Annotated in this window: 19 protein-coding genes and 1 pseudogene; 1 reads left to right on the top strand and 19 read right to left on the bottom strand. The window is 43.5% G+C overall.

From position 1 onward, the window contains the following. Positions 1-68: 68 nt before the first annotated feature. The 7 genes from CXF80_RS11520 to CXF80_RS11490 all read right to left on the bottom strand — a co-directional run bounded on the left by CXF80_RS11520 (position 69) and on the right by CXF80_RS11490 (position 9,542). Entirely contained in the window at positions 69-677 is a 609-nt protein-coding gene (locus tag CXF80_RS11520) for an OmpA family protein (RefSeq protein WP_101033003.1), read from the bottom strand. After that, positions 677-2,086, bottom strand: a complete 1,410-nt coding sequence (locus tag CXF80_RS11515; protein ID WP_101033002.1) for a TolC family outer membrane protein — start codon at positions 2,084-2,086, stop codon at positions 677-679. Before CXF80_RS11515 ends, CXF80_RS11520 begins: the two co-directional genes overlap by 1 nt. Before the next feature lie 21 nt (positions 2,087-2,107). Then, a complete protein-coding gene (locus CXF80_RS11510) occupies positions 2,108-3,490 on the bottom strand; it encodes an HlyD family type I secretion periplasmic adaptor subunit (RefSeq protein WP_101033001.1) in 1,383 nt (460 codons plus the stop codon). Further along, positions 3,487-5,664: a type I secretion system permease/ATPase gene (locus CXF80_RS11505; protein WP_101033000.1), complete on the bottom strand. Its 2,178-nt coding sequence runs from the start codon at positions 5,662-5,664 to the stop codon at positions 3,487-3,489. The genes CXF80_RS11510 and CXF80_RS11505 overlap by 4 nt, the downstream gene beginning before the upstream one ends. 83 nt (positions 5,665-5,747) lie before the next feature. Beyond that, positions 5,748-8,651: a type I secretion C-terminal target domain-containing protein gene (locus CXF80_RS11500; RefSeq protein ID WP_101032999.1), complete on the bottom strand. Its 2,904-nt coding sequence runs from the start codon at positions 8,649-8,651 to the stop codon at positions 5,748-5,750. A gap of 93 nt (positions 8,652-8,744) precedes the next feature. After that, positions 8,745-9,221, bottom strand: a complete 477-nt coding sequence (locus CXF80_RS11495) for a cadherin-like domain-containing protein (protein WP_101032998.1) — start codon at positions 9,219-9,221, stop codon at positions 8,745-8,747. Positions 9,222-9,287: 66 nt separating this feature from the next. Continuing rightward, the gene (locus tag CXF80_RS11490; RefSeq protein WP_101032997.1) at positions 9,288-9,542 is read right to left on the bottom strand and encodes an Ig-like domain-containing protein; all 255 of its coding nucleotides are present in this window, start codon (positions 9,540-9,542) and stop codon (positions 9,288-9,290) included. A 31-nt stretch (positions 9,543-9,573) separates the two neighbouring features. On the opposite strand from CXF80_RS11490, the gene CXF80_RS20150 reads away from it, so the two are divergent. Further along, complete coding sequence (locus CXF80_RS20150) at positions 9,574-9,711, top strand: hypothetical protein (RefSeq protein WP_157822224.1); 138 nt, start codon at positions 9,574-9,576, stop codon at positions 9,709-9,711. 75 nt (positions 9,712-9,786) lie between these two features. Here CXF80_RS20150 and CXF80_RS20620 read toward each other — a convergent pair whose 3' ends face one another. The 12 genes and pseudogenes from CXF80_RS20620 to hemC form a co-directional block, all read right to left on the bottom strand. Beyond that, positions 9,787-10,101, bottom strand: coding sequence for a hypothetical protein (locus CXF80_RS20620; RefSeq protein WP_269801259.1), 315 nt, complete (start codon positions 10,099-10,101; stop codon positions 9,787-9,789). Beyond that, positions 10,007-10,201 carry a cadherin-like domain-containing protein gene (locus CXF80_RS11475; protein ID WP_101032994.1) on the bottom strand — a complete coding sequence of 65 codons (195 nt, stop codon included), beginning with the start codon at positions 10,199-10,201 and terminating at the stop codon, positions 10,007-10,009. Before CXF80_RS11475 ends, CXF80_RS20620 begins: the two co-directional genes overlap by 95 nt. A gap of 369 nt (positions 10,202-10,570) precedes the next feature. Continuing rightward, positions 10,571-10,735 carry a hypothetical protein gene (locus tag CXF80_RS20145; RefSeq protein WP_157822222.1) on the bottom strand — a complete coding sequence of 55 codons (165 nt, stop codon included), beginning with the start codon at positions 10,733-10,735 and terminating at the stop codon, positions 10,571-10,573. Between the two features lie 95 nt (positions 10,736-10,830). Further along, a complete protein-coding gene (locus tag CXF80_RS11470; protein ID WP_157822221.1) occupies positions 10,831-11,076 on the bottom strand; it encodes a hypothetical protein in 246 nt (81 codons plus the stop codon). A 231-nt stretch (positions 11,077-11,307) separates the two neighbouring features. Next, entirely contained in the window at positions 11,308-11,520 is a 213-nt protein-coding gene (locus CXF80_RS11465; protein WP_101032992.1) for a hypothetical protein, read from the bottom strand. Positions 11,521-11,669: 149 nt separating this feature from the next. After that, positions 11,670-13,259, bottom strand: a pseudogene (locus tag CXF80_RS20465) (tandem-95 repeat protein); the annotation flags it as partial. Beyond that, on the bottom strand, positions 13,229-13,489 hold the full coding sequence (locus CXF80_RS20460) for an Ig-like domain-containing protein (protein WP_157822220.1): 261 nt from the start codon (positions 13,487-13,489) through the stop codon (positions 13,229-13,231). The gene CXF80_RS20460 and the pseudogene CXF80_RS20465, both read right to left, overlap by 31 nt. Then, positions 13,434-13,736: a hypothetical protein gene (locus tag CXF80_RS20455; protein WP_101032990.1), complete on the bottom strand. Its 303-nt coding sequence runs from the start codon at positions 13,734-13,736 to the stop codon at positions 13,434-13,436. The genes CXF80_RS20460 and CXF80_RS20455 overlap by 56 nt, the downstream gene beginning before the upstream one ends. A gap of 668 nt (positions 13,737-14,404) precedes the next feature. After that, positions 14,405-15,574, bottom strand: a complete 1,170-nt coding sequence (locus CXF80_RS11445) for a heme biosynthesis HemY N-terminal domain-containing protein (protein ID WP_101032988.1) — start codon at positions 15,572-15,574, stop codon at positions 14,405-14,407. Beyond that, positions 15,571-16,842 carry a uroporphyrinogen-III C-methyltransferase gene (locus CXF80_RS11440; protein ID WP_101032987.1) on the bottom strand — a complete coding sequence of 424 codons (1,272 nt, stop codon included), beginning with the start codon at positions 16,840-16,842 and terminating at the stop codon, positions 15,571-15,573. Before CXF80_RS11440 ends, CXF80_RS11445 begins: the two co-directional genes overlap by 4 nt. Positions 16,843-16,927: 85 nt before the next feature. Further along, positions 16,928-17,647 carry a uroporphyrinogen-III synthase gene (locus CXF80_RS11435; RefSeq protein ID WP_101032986.1) on the bottom strand — a complete coding sequence of 240 codons (720 nt, stop codon included), beginning with the start codon at positions 17,645-17,647 and terminating at the stop codon, positions 16,928-16,930. Positions 17,648-17,672: 25 nt separating this feature from the next. After that, a complete protein-coding gene (gene hemC, locus CXF80_RS11430) occupies positions 17,673-18,602 on the bottom strand; it encodes a hydroxymethylbilane synthase (RefSeq protein WP_101032985.1) in 930 nt (309 codons plus the stop codon). Between the last annotated feature and the right edge of the window lie 5 nt (positions 18,603-18,607).

Here is an 18,607-nt window from a genome sequence, read left to right as displayed (position 1 = left end):
AGACCCTTTTATACAGCGATGTGATTACTTTGCTGTCTTCATGACTCAAAGAATCAATGCCTTATTTATCACTCTTCCATTTTCTCGTCGACAGTGTAGATATTCCATCTCATTGCTGGAATGGTATCATCGGTTGCGACTTCAGCGATCACGCGACGATTACGTCGTTCGGCTTCTGGCGTACCACTGTTATCGATAGGGCGATCAAAACTATAACCAATGGCGTCTAAACGACTTGCATCGATACCAAATGTGTTTTCTAACACTTCAATGACAGCTTTAGCACGTTTCTGAGATAAGGCTAAATTAAGCTCATAGCTTCCAATTTTGCTGGTATGACCTTCAATTGTCACCTTAGTGGTAGGGTCGGTTTGCATTATTTTAGCGACGAGTTCAATTTGATCATAATACTGCTGATCGATAACCGCAGAATTATTGCTAAATAGAATCTTTAACTCTTGGCGTTCATTGATGTCTTTTATGCTACCACAACCGTAGTTGTCTGCAGCGGCATCAATAATAGTATCCGCACAACGTTCGCGGGCCATTATCACACCATCACGATCATTGTCAGCAAGATCAAATTTTTGTGGTGTAGACGCAGTAGGCTCGACAATATCGTTGACTGAACAACCTGCAGTTGTAATCAATGCGAGTAAAATCATTAGATATTTCATTACTTAACACCTCCCTCATAATCTTGCTCACCACGCCATTCTCCTGGACGTGTTACTCGAAGTGAGTCGAGTAGATCGCCAGTCGAATTGAGTACTCTATAGCGAGCCGCAATTTCGTCATACTCAGTTTTCAAGTAATCTTTGCGCGCTTCAAATAGTTCATTCTCAGTATCGAGTAAATCCAGAAGGGTACGTTGACCTAAGTTAAATTGTTGCTCATAAGCCACTTGAGTCTGTTTTGCCGCCACAACGTGTTCACGTATAAATTGTTTTTGTGGGGCGAGCATTTCATAGGCATTCCAAGCGAGAGAAACACCTTCAACCACTTGACGATAAGCACGTTGTTGGATCTCTTTAGCTTCGTTAATTTTATAGGCCGTTTCTCTATCTCTAGAGACATCTTTGCCACCAGAAAAAAGGTTATATTTAACCCGAACCATAGCAACTAAATCATTGTTATAGCCGTTAACATTTTGGTTATTAAATGTGCTGTAGCCGTCTTCGCCGTCAGTATCATTATTCCAGTTACCATTAAGCTCTAAACTTAATTGTGGAAAATAGTTGGCTTTGGCTGAGCTACGCTCTTTTTTAGCGGCATTAATGTCATTTGCTGCTGACTTTAACACAGGGTGTTTCGATTTTGCTGACATGAGCCCTTGTTCTAAGCTTTCCGGGAGCATATCGGCATCAGGCACTGGCAGGATTAAGTCGTCAGGCTGTGCTTCAACAATTCTGATAAAGGTTGCACGAGTATCTTTTAAATTATTTTTAGCTGAAATCACATTGGCGTTTGCGCGGGCAAGGCGACCAGTGATTTGCGATAAATCTGCTATCGATCCTAATCCAGAATCTGTGCGCTGTTTTATTTGATCATAAATCTCTTTATGACTGGCGAGGTTTTTCTCTGATAGCAGTAATACTTGTTCACTGCGGATGTAGTTTAAGTAGACTTTTGCAACATCCAATGCAATATCTTCAGCGGCGGAAAATAATGCCCACTGATCAGCACTGGCTTCAAACGAATAACGATCGACTTCGCTACTGGTATAAAAACCATCAAATAGCATTTGTTTGATACTAAAACCGGCTTCGCCACGTTCTAAATCAATCATACCGTCATTATCTACATCTCCTTGACCTGCTTTACGCCGAGTCGAAGGGCTATCGGTTTGCTCCCAGCCATAGCCAGCAGAAATATCTAAGGTTGGCATGTAGCCAGCTTCAGCCTGATTAACTTGCTCTTCGCGCGCTTTAAAACGATTAAAAGCGATACGTAAATCTGGGTTTGTGTCTAGCGTATGTGCAACTGCTTGCTCAAGTGTTTGGCTTGAGACTGCTGGCGCTATCGATATTGATAAAGCCAATGCAATCATACTCAGCTTTTTTTGCTGATTTATAATAGTTATCATTAAAAAACCCTCCTGGTCTTCTTAGCGCTCTCTAAGAGCGGTATCTTTCGCTCTTAAAATTGGATTTAATATGTACTCAAGTATGGATTTTTTTCCCGTGATGACATCGACCGATGTCAGCATCCCTGGGATTATTGGCATCTCTGTGCCATTGTCTTTCAATAAACGGGATTCTTCTGTTCGTACCTTTACAATATAGAAACTGTTACCTTCTTCATCTTGTGATGTATCGGCGCTAATATGTTCAACGGTGCCTTTTAGTCCACCATAACGAGTGAAGTCATAAGCGGTAACTTTCACTATGGCTGGCAATCCTGGATGTAAAAAAGCAATATCTTTAGGGGTGATTTTAGTTTCTATCAGTAGTTTATCTTCTGATGGCACAATTTCCATAATCTCTTCGCCTGGCTGCACAACACCACCCAAAGTATTAAAATTAATCTTTTTAATTGTTCCAATAACTGGCGAGGTAATGACGGCTTTACTGACTTTATCAAACGCGCCTTTTTGTGCCTGATTCATCCGAGATAATTTGGTTTGCATTTCATTGAGTTGTGCACGTAAATCTGTGGCATAAACAAACACCGCTTCTCGGCGTTTTAAGATGGCTTCATCCATTGAGGCTTTGACCTTGGGCCGCAAAAGCCTCACAGATTGTAATTCACCTTGAATATCATTCACTGTGCGCTCAAGTTTGAGCAGTTCAACTTCAGGGACAATTCCTTTACGGGCCAGCGGCCGAGTCAATTCAAGCTCGCGTGATACTAATTGGTAACTTGTTGTAAGGGTACCAATTCTGGACGCTAATTCTTCAATTTCCTGTTGGCGTTGTTGGATTTGACGCACCAGAATTTCTAATTGGTTACTTAAATTATCAAGCCGAATAGAATATTCTTCTTGTTGACGCTTAACCAGTTCAGGCTCCTCGTCAATAATGGTCTGCGAAAAGAGCAAGTTTTGTTTAGTGATTTTGACTTGTTCGCGCCAGTCTGAAGACATATCGGAGATAATAATGCTGTCTAATTCAGTGCGCATCCGAATAATGTTGGTTTGTAATCCGAAGACTTCTTGTTCTTGTTGGTCGAAATCAGAGCGAAATCGAGTGTCATCAATACGGGCTAAAGACTGTCCTTTGGTGACCATGCCTCCTTCTTGGACGTAGATGTTTTGTAAAATACCGCCATCTAAACTTTGAATAATTTGAATTTGTGAAGATGGAATAACTTTACCGATCCCAGTTGTTACCTGATCTAATTCCGAGAAATAAGCCCAGATAACAAAGCACACCATCATTGCAGCCAGTGACCAAATGATAAGACGATGTCCTGAAGGGGCATCGGTCATCATGGCACCGTAAACGTCATCAACCATTTCTAAGTCTGCAGTAGTAAGATTCTTACTCATGAGTTTTGGACTCCAGAAATTGTCCCAGAATTGAGTTTAGCCAGAACTTCTTCTTTAGGACCATCTTCCACCACATGACCCCGTTCGAGCACAATAATACGATCGACTAGATTTAATAAATGCATCTTATGGGTAATGAGTAATAATGTTCTATCGCGACTAACAAGTTGCATTGAGCGAATAAACTGTTTTTCTGCTCGGGCGTCAAGGCTTGCTGTAGGTTCATCCATTAATAATATGGATGGGTCATTTAATGTTGCTCTGGCTAAGGCTACCGTTTGTCGTTGACCTCGGCTCAATGACAAGCCTCCCTCGCCAACTTGTTGATCTAAACCTTCTGATTCTAGGTTAGTAAACATACTCACACCAGAAAGCTGGATAGCTCTTATTAATTGATGTTCAGTCACTTGACGAGAGCCGAATAAAATATTGTCGCGGATCGTACCGTGAAACAAGGTGACGTCTTGAGGTAGATAGCCAAAGTTACGTCTAAGATCACTAGGGTGAATTTGTCCTGCATCTAGGCCGTCATAGCGCAGGCTGCCTTGAGTCGGTTTGTATAATCCTAGTAGTAATTTGGCTAAGGTACTTTTACCTGAGCCATTACGGCCAATAATGGCGATACGTTCACCAGGATTAATACTTATTGATAAAGGATGTAAGCTGGGCTTTTCGGAACCAGGAAAGCTAAAACTGATATTATCAGCCTCTATTTTCCCCATAAATCGTTCTTTGCTTGCTAGGTTCCCTTTGTCTTCAAACTCATCTTCTTGTTCCATAATCGCGTCTAATTGGCGCAGTGAACTCATTGTATGATTGCCACGGGTAATTAACCCAGCTAATTGAGCCATGGGGGCGATGGCTCGGCTTGATAGCATGACCGCGGCAATGATCCCACCCATGGATATTTCATTTTCAGCTAATCGATATACGCCCAATACCACGACGAGCACAACAGTTAATTGCACCATAAAATTAGCAATATGACTGACATAATTAGATAGTTTTTTGGTTTTTAGTTGCCAATTGGCGGTATGGCCGATCATTTGTTGCCAGCTTTTTTGTACTAACCCTTCGGCGCCGTTGGCTTTAATTGATTCTAATGCGGTTAAACTTTCAATCAAATGACCATGCTTTAAACTTGAAAAGCGATTACTTTCTTCAATTGCCAGTTTTAGTTTAGGTTGTATATAAAAGGTTACTGCAATAATAATTAGGCTGCCAATCACTGGAATAATGGCTAAATCGCCAGCAACAATATAAATGATGAACACGAATAGCAATGCAAATGGCAGGTCAACGAGTGTGGTGATGGTTGCTGAGGTTAAAAACTCTCGAATACTGTCAAACTCACCTAATTGTCTGGCCATGCCACCAACACTGGGTGAACGTTTTGATAACGGAATACCAATAGCTTTGGCAAATAATTTTGAAGAAACAATAATGTCGACTTTTTTGCCTGCAATATCGATTAAATAGCTGCGTAATTGACGCATGATAAAGTCAAATATATAGGCGATGCCTGCCCCTATAGCTAAAACCCAAAGTGATTCAAATGCAAGATTGGGTACTACTTTGTCATAGACATTCATAATGAATAGTGGTGAAACCAATGCAAACAGATTGACTAATACTGAGGCTATAAGGGCATCTCGGTAAATGGGGGCAGAGTCTTTGATACTTTGCATTAGCCAATGTGTACTGCTGTCATGCAGGTGAACATCAAAACTTTTATCACCGCGATAATCTTGTTTAACTAGAAATAAATAGCCGACGTATAAGGTTTCTAACCCTTCAATTGTCAGGGTTTGTTCGCCGCCCGTTTCGGGTAATTGAATAATGACTTTGTCTTGCTCTAGATCGATTTGTCGAAGAATACAGGCCTTTTTATCTTTTAATAACAAGATACAAGGTAATAATATTTCAGAAATCTGATTCAAATCTTTACGTGATAATTTAGCTGATAGTCCAGCTCGAGCCGCTGCTTGAGGGATTAAGTCGGGTGTGATGACGGCACCAGATAGCGGAAGACCTGCCGCAAGGGAATCTATTGAGCAAGGGCTTCCAAAATGCTCAGTTAATAAAACTAAACAGTCGAGTAAAGGATCGACCGTTACCCGTTGGGAAGCAGAAATGGTCCACTGCTCACTTGTGTTAGACGCAAGGTTAGGCACCTAATCATTATCCTTAATATTTATTGTTAGAATAAGCAAATATGCGTCACATAATACTCTGTGACGCAGTCAATTTGTTGTTATTAAGGAATAATATTTCCATTATGTTGATCAAATAGATCTGCATGGTTAGTTCCTGGCGACGGGGCCGGATTGACTGTAGCAGTATCAACAATGAGTGCGCCATCATTAAGTAAACCGTTAATGATAACTCCTTCAGTGGTGCTAGCGTATTCCTGCGATAGATCTACACCATCAAGTACAATCAATTGGTCAACATTACCATCAAGGTCGGCATCGATAGAAATTGTCGTGCTGCCATTACTGAACGAGAATTCAAGGTAGGACTCTAAGTCACCGCTCTGTTCATTTTGTAATAAATCACTGATATGAAGAGAGTCATTGTTAACTTCGAAGTCTTTAATCGTATCTGTACCAGTATCGCCCTTAGACCATACAAAGGTGTCATTACCCAGACCACCAATGAGCGTGTCATCACCTAGGCCACCGATAAGTAAGTCATTACCTTCGCCCCCATTGAGAACATCGTTCCCGCCCTGACCAAATAATATATCATTACCAGTACCACCATTTAGAATGTCGTTACCGTCATTTTGATTATTGATATTAAACTCATTTACATGACCACGAATATAATCATGTACTGCTCTAACATCAACATCTGCAACTTTTTGGCCTGTTTTGTCGGCCACATAAGTTTGTAAAGCGACATATCCTTGCTCTGATGAACCGCTAAATCTGACTAAGTCACCAAAGATAATGTCATCACCTTCATTGCCACTTGTGTCATCATCACCTTGTGATTGCAGTGTCTCAGAGCCAGTAATAACACTAGATAGATCAGAGACATCAATTGACGCGCGTACATTTCCGTCAGTGTCATATAGTTTCAGATTATTTTCGCCAACTGGTGTTGAACCATCAGAAGCTTTCAAACTAATCGCTTCTACCTGAGATACAGCCGCTAGAAGGTTAAATGCATGCAAGGCCTCATTTTGAGCGTTGCTGGAAGAAGTAGTATCGCTGTATGAACTGAACTTACCATTGTTATTGAAAGTCATTTTTCCAAGTTGCTGATCAGTATAAATTGAATATACATTGCCATTGGCATCAGCAACTATCTTTCCATCAAATTCAAGTACGGTACCTTTTCTATAATTGTTCCCCATTAAACTGCTTAGGGAGACATATTGACCTGACATTGCGTCGTAACCGATTAATATTTTAGCTGTATCTGTTTCAATTGTACTGCGATTAACAGTACCGTCGGTGATGAAGTACGACAAATTATTTCCGACATTTTGCTGTACAGTACTGCTACTAAACCAATTTATAGCGGTGTCAAAGCCTGCTTCATAGTTGGTCCATCCATTAGCAGATAGTGACTTTAATTGACTCACTAATGTTTGAACCGCATCCGGGTCATCCATGTTCATAGATACTGAAATATTTGACCCTGTGGCAAAGTTGGTTAACAGCACATTAACAACGCCACTATGCGATCCAGTAGCGCTATCTGCTAATATATTGAACACTGATTCTAACTGCGTTTTTGCTGTCGCAATAAGATCGGACATACTGCCTGAAGTATCTAATATAAAGGCGATGTTATAATTCTCACCAGCAACAATCTGTAAGCCTTGTTGATCACTAATAATAATATCGTTACTTTGCGTTCCCTCAATAATGTCATTGCCAGGGTTACCGTTATAGCTGACATAAGTGGAACTAGGGTCTGCTTCGCCAACAATGTTAATCGTCACTGTCGCAGTGTCGGTAGCGCCATATTGATCCGTTACCGTATAAGTAAAGGTATCAGTTGCAAGTTGCCCAGCGGTAAGTGCTTCAAATGAATCGTTGGTGTCATATGAATAAGTGCCATTACTGTGAATAGTTAACAGAGCACCGCTTAGCAGTATCACTTCCTGTCCATCTGTAACAACAGATCCATTTACCCCAGTTAGCGTAAATGTATTACCTTGGGCATCAGAGTCATTATTTAATAACCCTTTGCTAGTGTCTGTAATGGATAGCACGCCATCTTCAGAGACCATATAAGTGCCCATAATAGCTGGTCCAGACGCTGTAATGCCCGTTAAGAAGTAATCTGATGAGTCAGTTAAGGCACTACCATTAGTGGCTTCATTAATTGTCTGCGTTGCTTCAAATACTAATTGGTCAAAGACAATATTATCGGTATCAATACTGAAAATACCAGCGTCACCAGAAGTTGTCTTAAACGTATCACTTGCGACTAATTGTCCATTGTAATAAGCCTTCCAAATTCCTTGTTCGCCATTATTTTCATTTGAAAATAGGTTAGAAACGCTAAATTGAGCTTGATTGACTAAACCATTGAAATCAACAACAATCGCTTCAGATGTACCTGTAGCTGAATCATACTCGATTTGTCCTGTTACCTGATCAGCGGTACGTGGCGAACCCGCCACACCGAGCTTGTTAGAGCCTGATTCAATGTTTACTGCGCCCATTGAACCATCCGCTGTGCGCGCTGAAATCCTCATTAGGCTTTGGCCGTTAGACTGTGGGATTGCCCAAGCGGTACTTGACCCTGTGGTTACTGAATATGATGATCCTGGAAGATCATCAATAGCATCAACATTGTTAAGATCAAAAGTCACAATTGCAGTATCAGTTAAGCTGCCATCACTTGTTTGAACGGTTAGGCTAATTTGTTCGCTACCCTTGTCATAGATAATTTGCGTCGTATCATTAACAGAAATTACCCCCGTCTGTGCATTAATGATAAACGCACCATCTTCGCTAATTAGACTATTTGACCCATTAGCAAGCACAAAAGAATAAGACAATGTGTCACCGTCGATATCAGTATCATTTCCAGTATTGGCATCATTAACGTCATATACGTTAATGCCATTAGCAATAGAGTCATTGATTGTGCTGCTGTAATCATCAATAACAGGAATTTCGTTCACTGGGCTCACGGTGGGTTAACACATAGGTGATCACCGGCACGGGGCCGTTGTAATTAGCCACTGGAGTAAATGCTGTATGCGCCATTGGCGCTTAATGTAAAGCTACCGACACCGGCAATTATCACCGCTTGACCCTAAGGTCAATGGGCCAGTAACGCCGTCGATGCTGAAGCTTTGTACGGTCACAGGACCATCAACTGAGCTGGTGCCCGTTAATACAGTGCCCGTGGTTGCGCCGCTGTCTTCTGCCACTGAAATCACTTCGTTCGCGTCAGTGAAATTATCGTTCACTGGGCTCACGGTGATGGTCAAGGTAGACGTGTCAGTCGGGCCAGAGCCGTCGGTTAACACATAGGTGATCACCGGCACGGGGCCGTTGTAATTAGCCACTGGAGTAAAGCTGTATGCGCCATTGGCGCTTAATGTAAAGCTACCGACACCGGCAATTATCACCGCTTGACCTAAGGTCAATGGGCCAGTAACGCCGTCGATGCTGAAGCTTTGTACGGTCACAGGACCATCAACTGAGCTGGTGCCCGTTAATACAGTGCCCGTGGTTGCGCCGCTGTCTTCTGCCACTGAAATCACTTCGTTCGCGTCAGTAATTATCGTTCACTGGGCTCACGGTGATGGTCAAGGTAGACGTCAGTCGGGCCAGAGCCGTCGGTTAACATAGGTGATCACCGGCACGGGGCCGTTGTAATTAGCCACTGGAGTAAAGCTGTATGCGCCATTGGCGCTTAATGTAAAGCTACCGACACCGGCAATTATCACCGCTTGACCTAAGGTCAATGGGCCAGTAACGCCGTCGATGCTGAAGCTTTGTACGGTCACAGGACCATCAACTGAGCTGGTGCCCGTTAATACGGTGCCCGTGGTTGCGCCGCTGTCTTCTGCCACTGAAATCACTTCGTTCGCGTCAGTGAAATCAGTGAAATTATCGTTCAGTCGGGCCAGGCCGTCGGTTAACTGGGCTCACGGTGATGGTCAATTGGCGGTAGACGCCGTCGATGCTGAAGCTTTGTACGGTCGGTCGGGCCAGAGCCGTTCGGTTGCCACTGAAACATAGGTGATCACCGGCACGGGGCCGTTGTAATTAGCCACTGGAGTAAAGCTGTATGCGCCATTGGCGCTTAATGTAAAGCTACCGACACCGGCAATTATCACCCGCTTGACCTAAGGTCAATGGGCCAGTAACGCCGTCGATGCTGAAGCTTTGTACGGTCACAGGACCATCAACTGAGCTGGTGCCCGTTAATACAGTGCCCGTGGTTGCGCCGCTGTCTTCTGCCACTGAAATCACTTCGTTCGCGTCAGTGAAATTATCGTTCACTGGGCTCACGGTGATGGTCAAGGTAGACGTGTCAGTCGGGCCAGAGCCGTCGGTTAACCGTCGGTTGATAGGTGACCGGCACGGGGCCGTTGTAATTAGCCACTGGAGTAAAGCTGTATGCGCCATTGGCGCTTAATGTAAAGCTACCGACACCGGCAATTATCACCGCTTGACCTAAGGTCAATGGGCCAGTAACGCCGTCGATGCTGAAGCTTTGTACGGTCACAGGACCATCAACTGAGCTGGTGCCCGTTAATTAGCCACAGTGCCCATTGTGGTAAAGCTACCGCCGCTGTCTCAATGCCACTGATGCTGAAGCTTTCGGTTCTGAGCTGGTGCCCGTTAATACGGTGCCCGTGGTTGCGCCGCTGTCTTCTGCCACTGAAATCACTTCGTTCGCGTGTGAAAATCATCGTTCACTGGGTCACGGTGATGGTCAAGGTAGACGTGTCGGTCGGGCCGGGCCAGAGCCGTCGGTTAACATAGGTGATCACCGGCACAATGGGCCGTTGTAATTAGCCACTGGGTAAGCTGGTGCCCGTTAATACGGTGCCCGTGGTTGCGCCGCTGTCTTCTGCCACCACTTCGTTATCCGTTAAGCTAAAGATACCGACACCGGCAGCCGTCGGTTAACACATAGGTGATCATCGGTTCCATCTGCGGTAAAGCTACCGACACCGGTTGCATCGCCCGCGACAGGGAAGGTGGTGACTGAAATAGGGCCATCGTCACTGCTGCCATCAATCACATTACCGGTCACTTCAGGGTTGTCTTAACACATAGGTGATGACGGGGCCGCTGCGAGTTTCGTTGGCATCAGTGAAGTCATCATTCATTGCCGTGATCGCTGGGGTATCAGCTGTCTTGTCCGGTTAGGCTGCCATCGGACACGGTTAAATCAACGGGCGGTAAGGTGCCTCCGCTGTTGACTAACTCAGCTCCGGCTGGGGTCAACACCACTTCGCCGTTGACCAACGCATAGTAACCGTCGTCATTGGTGCCCGGAGTAAAGTCCACCGTCAGTGAATCACCGTCTTCATCAAAGGTGTTGTAAGGTCGCGGCCACATCGCCATCGACGGCGCTGTTTTCAGTAAAGTCATTGGCGACCACGTCAATGGTTGGCGCATCGTTCGTAGGGTGATCACCGGAGTGTCACTGTCTTGACCTGTTAAGCTGCCATCAGAAACGGTTAAATCAATTGCAGGCAGCGTGCCGCCGTTGTTAACGAAGTCAGCACCTGCTTGGGTTTACCACTTCGCCGTTGACCAACGCGTAGTAACCGTCGTCATTGCTGCGGGGTAAAGTCAACAGTCAGTAGATCGCCGTCTTCATCAAAGGTGGTGTAGGTTGCTGCCATCGCCATCAACGGCGCTGTTTTCAGTAAAGTCATTGGCGACAACATCAATGGTAGGCGCATCATTCATTGCAGTGATCGCTGGGGTGTCACTGTCTTGGCCGGTTAAGCTGCCATCTGACACGGTTAAATCTACCGGCGGTAAGGTGCCGCCGCTGTTGACTAAGTCAGCTCCGGCTGGGGTCAACACCACTTCGCCGTTGACCAACGCGTAGTAACCGTCGTCATTGCTGCCGGGGTAAAGTCAACAGTCAGTAGATCGCCGTCTTCATCAAAGGTGGTGTAGGTTGCTGCCACATCGCCATCGACGGCGCTGTTTTCAGTAAAGTCATTGGCAACCACGTCAATGGTTGGCGCGTCGTTAGTTGGCGTGACTTGAATTGTTAGCGTCGCGGTTTCACCAGTGTTAGTGGTATAGGTGATGACAGGGACTTGGCCATTCCAGTTTTCATTTGGTGTAAAAGTGTACGAGCCATCAGCGTTAAGAACTAAAACACCGTCATCAAGAGTGACTTCGGTACCGGCAGAATAAGTCTGGCCGTCAACTTCAAAGCTCACTACGCTTAAATCTGAATCAACATCGCTGTCGTTATCTAATACGTTACCTGTGGCGGCAGTATCTTCAGCAACAGTATTGGTGTCGTTAGCCAAAACCGATGCATCATCAACCGGCGTAACTTCAATCGTTAGTGTCGCGGTAATGCCAGTATTAGTGGTGTAAGTGATCACCGGAACTGTACCGTTCCAGTTTTCATTTGGCGTGAAGGTATATGAGCCGTCGGCATTAAGCACGAGCACACCGTCATCAAGAGTCACTTCAGTGCCAGCCGTATAGGTTTGGCCGTCAACGTCAAAACTCACAACACTTAAATCTGAATCAACATCGCTGTCGTTATCTAATACGTTTCCTGTGGCGGCAGTATCTTCAGCAACAGTATTGGTGTCGTTAGCCAAAACCGATGCGTCATCAACTGGCGTGACTTCAATGGTAAGTGTCGCGGTAACACCAGTATTGGTGGTATAGGTGATGACAGGGACTTGGCCATTCCAGTTTTCATTTGGTGTAAAAGTGTACGAGCCATCAGCGTTAAGAACTAAAACACCGTCATCAAGAGTCACTTCGGTACCGGCAGAATAAGTCTGGCCGTCAACTTCAAAGCTCACTACGCTTAAATCTGAATCAACATCGCTGTCGTTATCTAATACGTTTCCGGTGGCGGCAGTATCTTCTGCAACGCTATTGCTGTCATTAACAAGTACAGACGCATCATCAACAGGCGTAACTTCAATCGTTAGTGTCGCGGTAACACCAGTATTGGTGGTATAGGTGATGACAGGGACTTGGCCATTCCAATTTTCATTTGGCGTGAACGTGTACGAGCCATCAGCGTTAAGAACTAAAACACCGTCATCCAGAGTCACTTCGGTACCGGCAGAATAAGTCTGGCCGTCAACTTCAAAGCTCACTACGCTTAAATCTGAATCAACATCGCTGTCGTTATCTAATACGTTTCCGGTGGCGGCAGTATCTTCTGCAACGCTATTGCTGTCATTAACAAGTACAGACGCATCATTAACAGGCGTGACTTGAATTGTTAGCGTCGCGGTTTCACCAGTGTTAGTGGTATAGGTGATGACAGGGACTTGGCCATTCCAGTTTTCATTTGGTGTAAAAGTGTACGAGCCATCAGCGTTAAGAACTAAAACACCGTCATCAAGAGTCACTTCGGTACCGGCAGAATAAGTCTGGCCGTCAACTTCAAAGCTCACTACGCTTAAATCTGAATCAACATCGCTGTCGTTATCTAATACGTTTCCGGTGGCGGCAGTATCTTCTGCAACGCTATTGCTGTCATTAACAAGTACAGACGCATCATCAACAGGCGTAACTTCAATCGTTAGTGTCGCGGTAATGCCAGTATTGGTGGTATAGGTAATAACCGGAACTTGACCATTCCAATCTTCATTAGGAGCAAAGTAAAAGAACCATCAGGATTGATAACGAGCACGCCACCTTCAAGCTCGATTTCTGTACCTGCAGGATAGGTTTGACCATCTACTTCAAAACTGACTACGCTTAAATCTGAATCAACATCGCTGTCGTTATCGAGTACATTGCCAGAAGCAAATTTGATCTTCGTTAACTGTAATGACGTCATTTAATAAAATCGATGGGGAATCATTTTCAATAACAATTTCTTCTTGAGTCACTGCTGTTGGGGCAGCAGTTTGTCCTGTCGTGTCGTAGCCTGCATTTGCAATTGTCTCGCCAGCATCTCGTGTTACAGCAACATAACCAGAATCACCTTGGTTGACAGTTGGGGTGCCAGCGGCAGTTTCTGGTAAATCTTCAGTTGGGTCTTCGCCAGATGCAATCAATGCCTGTAAGGCTTCTATTTCATCCAAAGATTGTTGATCTGCTGCTTGTCCAACAATCGCATCATTATTAGTATCAGCTGGTGTTATGAGTGATTCATCATTAGGAGTATTAGCACTATTAAAAATAGTACCGTCATCAAAGTTATAACAAAACCAAGCTCATCACTGCTAGCGACTATTGCGCCTGCCGGAGCTGTCTGACCAAGTTGTAGTTCCTTGGTTTCATTGTTAATAGTTATTGTCACCGAACCTTCTGAAGCAGAAAGTATTCCATTCTTTGATGTAGTCATCGATCCCATTTGAAGCTCCCAACAGCTTTGATACACTTAAGATATTAATAGGTTAATATGCAAAGTATCTGCGTATTAACCTATCAGTATTAACATTAAAATAAATAGTATTAACATTAAAATAAATTTAGAAACAATCCACTAAGAATAATATCATTGGTTGCTAAAATAGTCAATTTTTTGACGTTTAATGGATTGTTAACTAAGGTGTTGAATTTGATATATAAAGATATTATGATGATGTCAATTCTAACCATGTTGTACGTTTTAAGTCACGATAAGTTCACTATTTTGGATTAACTCTTCTGTCTATATATCGGCCTAATAAACAAAAAGTTAACAAATTTAACAAAAAAGCCTGCAAATTGCAGGCTTTAAGTGTGTACCAAATAATAAAATCACTGTTTACATGATATTAGCCGCGTTGCGATAGCTATGGGCCGCAGTAGAGTTTTCACCCAACTGTTCTTGTGCTTGCGCCAACGCGAGCCATGATTGATGAGTGGGTGCTATGCGACATACGTTTTGCCAATGAATTTTGGCTTGTTTAGTGTCACGACTTTGAATGGCAAGTTTTGCTAGGCACATTTGATAGTCAGCATCATTTTCATGAGAGGTTTCTAATCGGCCGAGTAATTTTCGTATATCTTGATCTTGTGCACTAATTAAATCTGGTATTGCCGAAAATAAAGCCGCCGATGGCGAAGCGTTAACTTGTTTATGAATTAACTTTATCGCTTGTTCTTTGTGACCATACTGAATAAGGCCATGAGCATAAGCTAATATTAATTCATCTTGTTTACGTTCTGACTTATTTAACCAATGCCAACATTTATTCAACTCTGCTTCAGAGGTTTTTGCTGCATTCAACATTAAAATATTGTTCGTTTTAGTGTTTAATTGACTCCACTCCGTTTCAGCTAACAATTGGCGCTTTTTCAAAATAGGTAACAGCAACTTTAATGCCTGCCAATCCTGTTGCTGTAGATATAATTCTTGAGCCAGTTTCAACACTGGGGCACTGCTTTTACTTGTGGGGCTGAGTGTATCTAGTATTGCACGGGCTTTAACGAATTCACCCTGCTTGATTAAATAACGAGTACGCGAAGTATATACCGCCGTTTTTGCGATAGGGTGGACCTCTGCTTGAGTTAAATAATGATCCCGCGCGGTGATATCACCTTGATAGTGTGCTGCTCTGGCCGCTGCAAATAAGTTTAATACTGGAATTTCACCTTTTTCAGCACCTTTAGCCATGGCTCGTTCTGCCGCTGGCCAATCTTCTTCTGCCAGTGCTAAAGCGCCGATTAAAGTATGTTTTTTAGCCGCTTTTCTTCGCCATTCTTCTGGAAGATATCGGCTGCTTAGTACGATATTTAATAGAAGGACGATTAACCACTCGAGTAATTGCAGCGCAAAATAAAATACAATTAATCCAATCACTCCTACTACTAAACTGGTTTCGACTTGGTAGTCGCCAATCGCGATATACACGTAACCACTTTGCCCAACAATAAGTGGACTGAGACACAGTCCAATTAAAATGAGCACCACATAAACTAGCGTCTTAATCATTGTGCAGGCTCCTCAGTAGGCATAATCTCACCATAGATAACGAGTTGCTGCAGTAGTGGCGATGCTTGAAATTTATTGAGTGTAATTTTGTCAATCTTAACCTTGGCAAGTTTATCTAAAGACTTAATCGTTGCTTTGGTCTTTGGATCCCTTAAATCAAAGTACTGTTGTAACCACTTGTCTGCTAAAGAAATAGACTGTTGATAATTCACTTGATCAAAACGGTACAATGCTAATTGTGCTTGCAGTAATTTGTTGCGAATGTTTTCGACCAAATACCACTGTTGATCAGGTGACAATAGCGGTTCTAAATCAGTAGTACGTTTACGGATAGTGATGAAGCCATCAGTTAAATCATGCCAAGTACGGGCCAGGTTCTGTTGCCAGTCGTCAATTGAGTCCGTTACTGGAGGGGTATTTTTGGTTGCAGCAAAATTTTCATCAATACGATTTAACGGTAATTGTGTTAAGCCATCGATAAGGATATCTAGGTCAAAAATAGTATTGGTTACGTCTGTGGTTTTTAATGCTTTAACGTTGGTGATGTCATCAGCTAAGGCCTTACGCAGAGATGTTAATGCAGGATCTTTCATGGAGCTGATGCGCTCATCTGCTGACTGTAATAAACCAATTGCAGTTTGTGGATCATTTTCTAACCACAGCTTTCGGCCCGCCATGCGCACTAGGTATTCCGCTTCTGATGCCATCCAATGGTTAGGACTGCGCTGGGCAATAATGGCGACACGTTCTTGCAATTGTTTAGTTGATTGCTGCAGATCGGCCAACTTCGCATAAGCTTTGGTATCGTTTGACTGTTGTTGATCTAGTGTACCAATGCGCTTATTGGTTGCCATTGTCGTTTGTTGTAATTCATCTTTTAACGATTTATTTTGTGTTACTTGCTCAGTGAGACTTTGTTCCAACTGAGCTTGGTCATTGCCTTGTTGATCAAGCTGCAAATAGAGCCAATAACAAGCTGCGATAGCAATAATTGCCACGATTAAACTGAACAAGACTCCAAGGCGGATCCACCAAGAGCTAGGTTTAGCTTTGCGTCGGCTCTTATTTACAGGAGAATTTACAGGAGAATTCACAGAGGATTTTGCAGAGGGATTGGACTGATTATTATTGGTTTTGTCAGCAGACTGCTGGCTGGTCGCATTGCCTTTTTTGGCCTGTGCCGGATTGTCCGTTGGACTTGGCGCAGGAGACATAACGTTCTCATCCTTGTGTGCTGGCGAGTTTGGATCTTTTTTATTGTTTTCCATGAACAGTCCTTGAAAGCAAAAATACAACCAATAAAAGCAATATTAATAAATGCGTGTCGATGCAACATAACAATACAATAACAAATTATAAAGCAAGACTCGTTAGTATAGCTTGAGTATTGGCTCCATTTGCATTGGTAATATGGCTCAATCCCATTGCTTTAGCTTGTAACTCGACGCGATTACTGGGGACTATGATATGACATGCACGTAACCATGCAAATAATTCTTTTGGTACAAGCTCGATTAAATTGGATAATGTTTCACCACTGGTAATCACAATGGTATCTATCCCAAACGATTTCCAGTGTTGAGTTATCTCTTTGCCGTCAAGTTTTGGTAGCGCGCGTTGGTAGACCTGCCAGTAGCTCACATTGGCGCCACGTAGTTGTAACTGTTCAGCGAGTGTTTCTCGTCCGCCTAAGCCTCGAACAATAATAAATGATTGTTTTTCGACATGCTGTAATTGGGGCAGTGACAATAAGCCTTCGCTATCTTGACTGTCTTCTGGCGAGCTAACGGCATGGATATTATATTGGGCTAGGCTATCTGCCGTTGCTTGACCGACAGCAAAATAACGGCAATATGAGGGGAAATTGTTGTGGAGTTTTTTTGCGGCAAAATCGACGGCATTGGTACTAATAAATAATAAATTATCAGTTTGGTCTAGTACGGCGTTAGTAATCGATTCGTTTGTATCAATGATCGCTAAAAGTGGAGTAACAAGATAAGCAACATCTCGACGTGAGAGTTGCTCCTCCATTGCTTGATTGCGCCCGAGTGGGCGCGTTAACAAGACTTTCATCGTCTGTTATCTTGATGACAAAATATTAACGGGCATACACAGCATCTAAAATAGTTTTAGCGCCGCGACTGATTAAATCTTCTGCAAGAGATTTACCAAGCGCTATACCATCCTGCTTAGCGCCCGATACTGTGCCATGGACTATTTGGCTACCATCAGGATTACCGACTAAACCTCGTAAGGTTAAGGTATCACCGTTAATTTCAGCAAAAGCACCAATAGGGACTTGGCATCCGCCTTCTAAACGGGAATTCATTGCTCTTTCAGCAAGCACTCTATAACGGGTTTCTAAATGTTCAAGTGGCGCTAATAATGCCTTAACGCGCTCATCATCGGTACGGCACTCAATACCCACCGCACCTTGGCCATTAGCTGGAAGTGACTCTTCGGCAGAGATAAAACCTGCAATACGGTCATTCAATTTTAAGCGTATTAATCCTGCAGCTGCCAAGATAATGGCTGCGTAATCACCGCTGTCGAGCTTGGCTAAACGGGTGCCAACATTACCGCGTAAATCTTTGATCACTAAATCAGGGCGAGCGGCTCTAATTTGGCACTGTCGGCGTAAACTTGATGTGCCTACCACCGCGCCCTGAGGCAATTCGCTGATAGATTTATAATTATTTGATACAAAAGCATCGCGTGGATCTTCACGTTCGCAAATAACTTGAAGCCCTAACCCTTCTGGAAAGTCTACCGGCAAGTCTTTCATTGAATGCACTGCAATATCGGCACGATTCTCAAGCATGGCAACTTCAAGCTCTTTAACAAACAGTCCTTTGCCACCGATTTTAGCCAACGGAGTATCTAAAATGACATCACCTTTGGTGCTCATCGGCAATAGTTCAACGGTTAATCCAGTGTGAATGCGTTCAAGTTCAGCTTTGACAAATTCAGCTTGCCACATTGCCAGTGGACTTTTACGTGTTGCGATACGAATTATATTTTCAGACATTGTAG

This window comes from Shewanella sp. Actino-trap-3, from assembly GCF_002836275.1.
Taxonomy (GTDB): Bacteria; Pseudomonadota; Gammaproteobacteria; order Enterobacterales; family Shewanellaceae; genus Shewanella; species Shewanella psychromarinicola.
The sequence above is the reverse complement of the archived record's forward strand: the minus strand, read 5'-3'. Positions and strand labels throughout refer to the sequence as shown.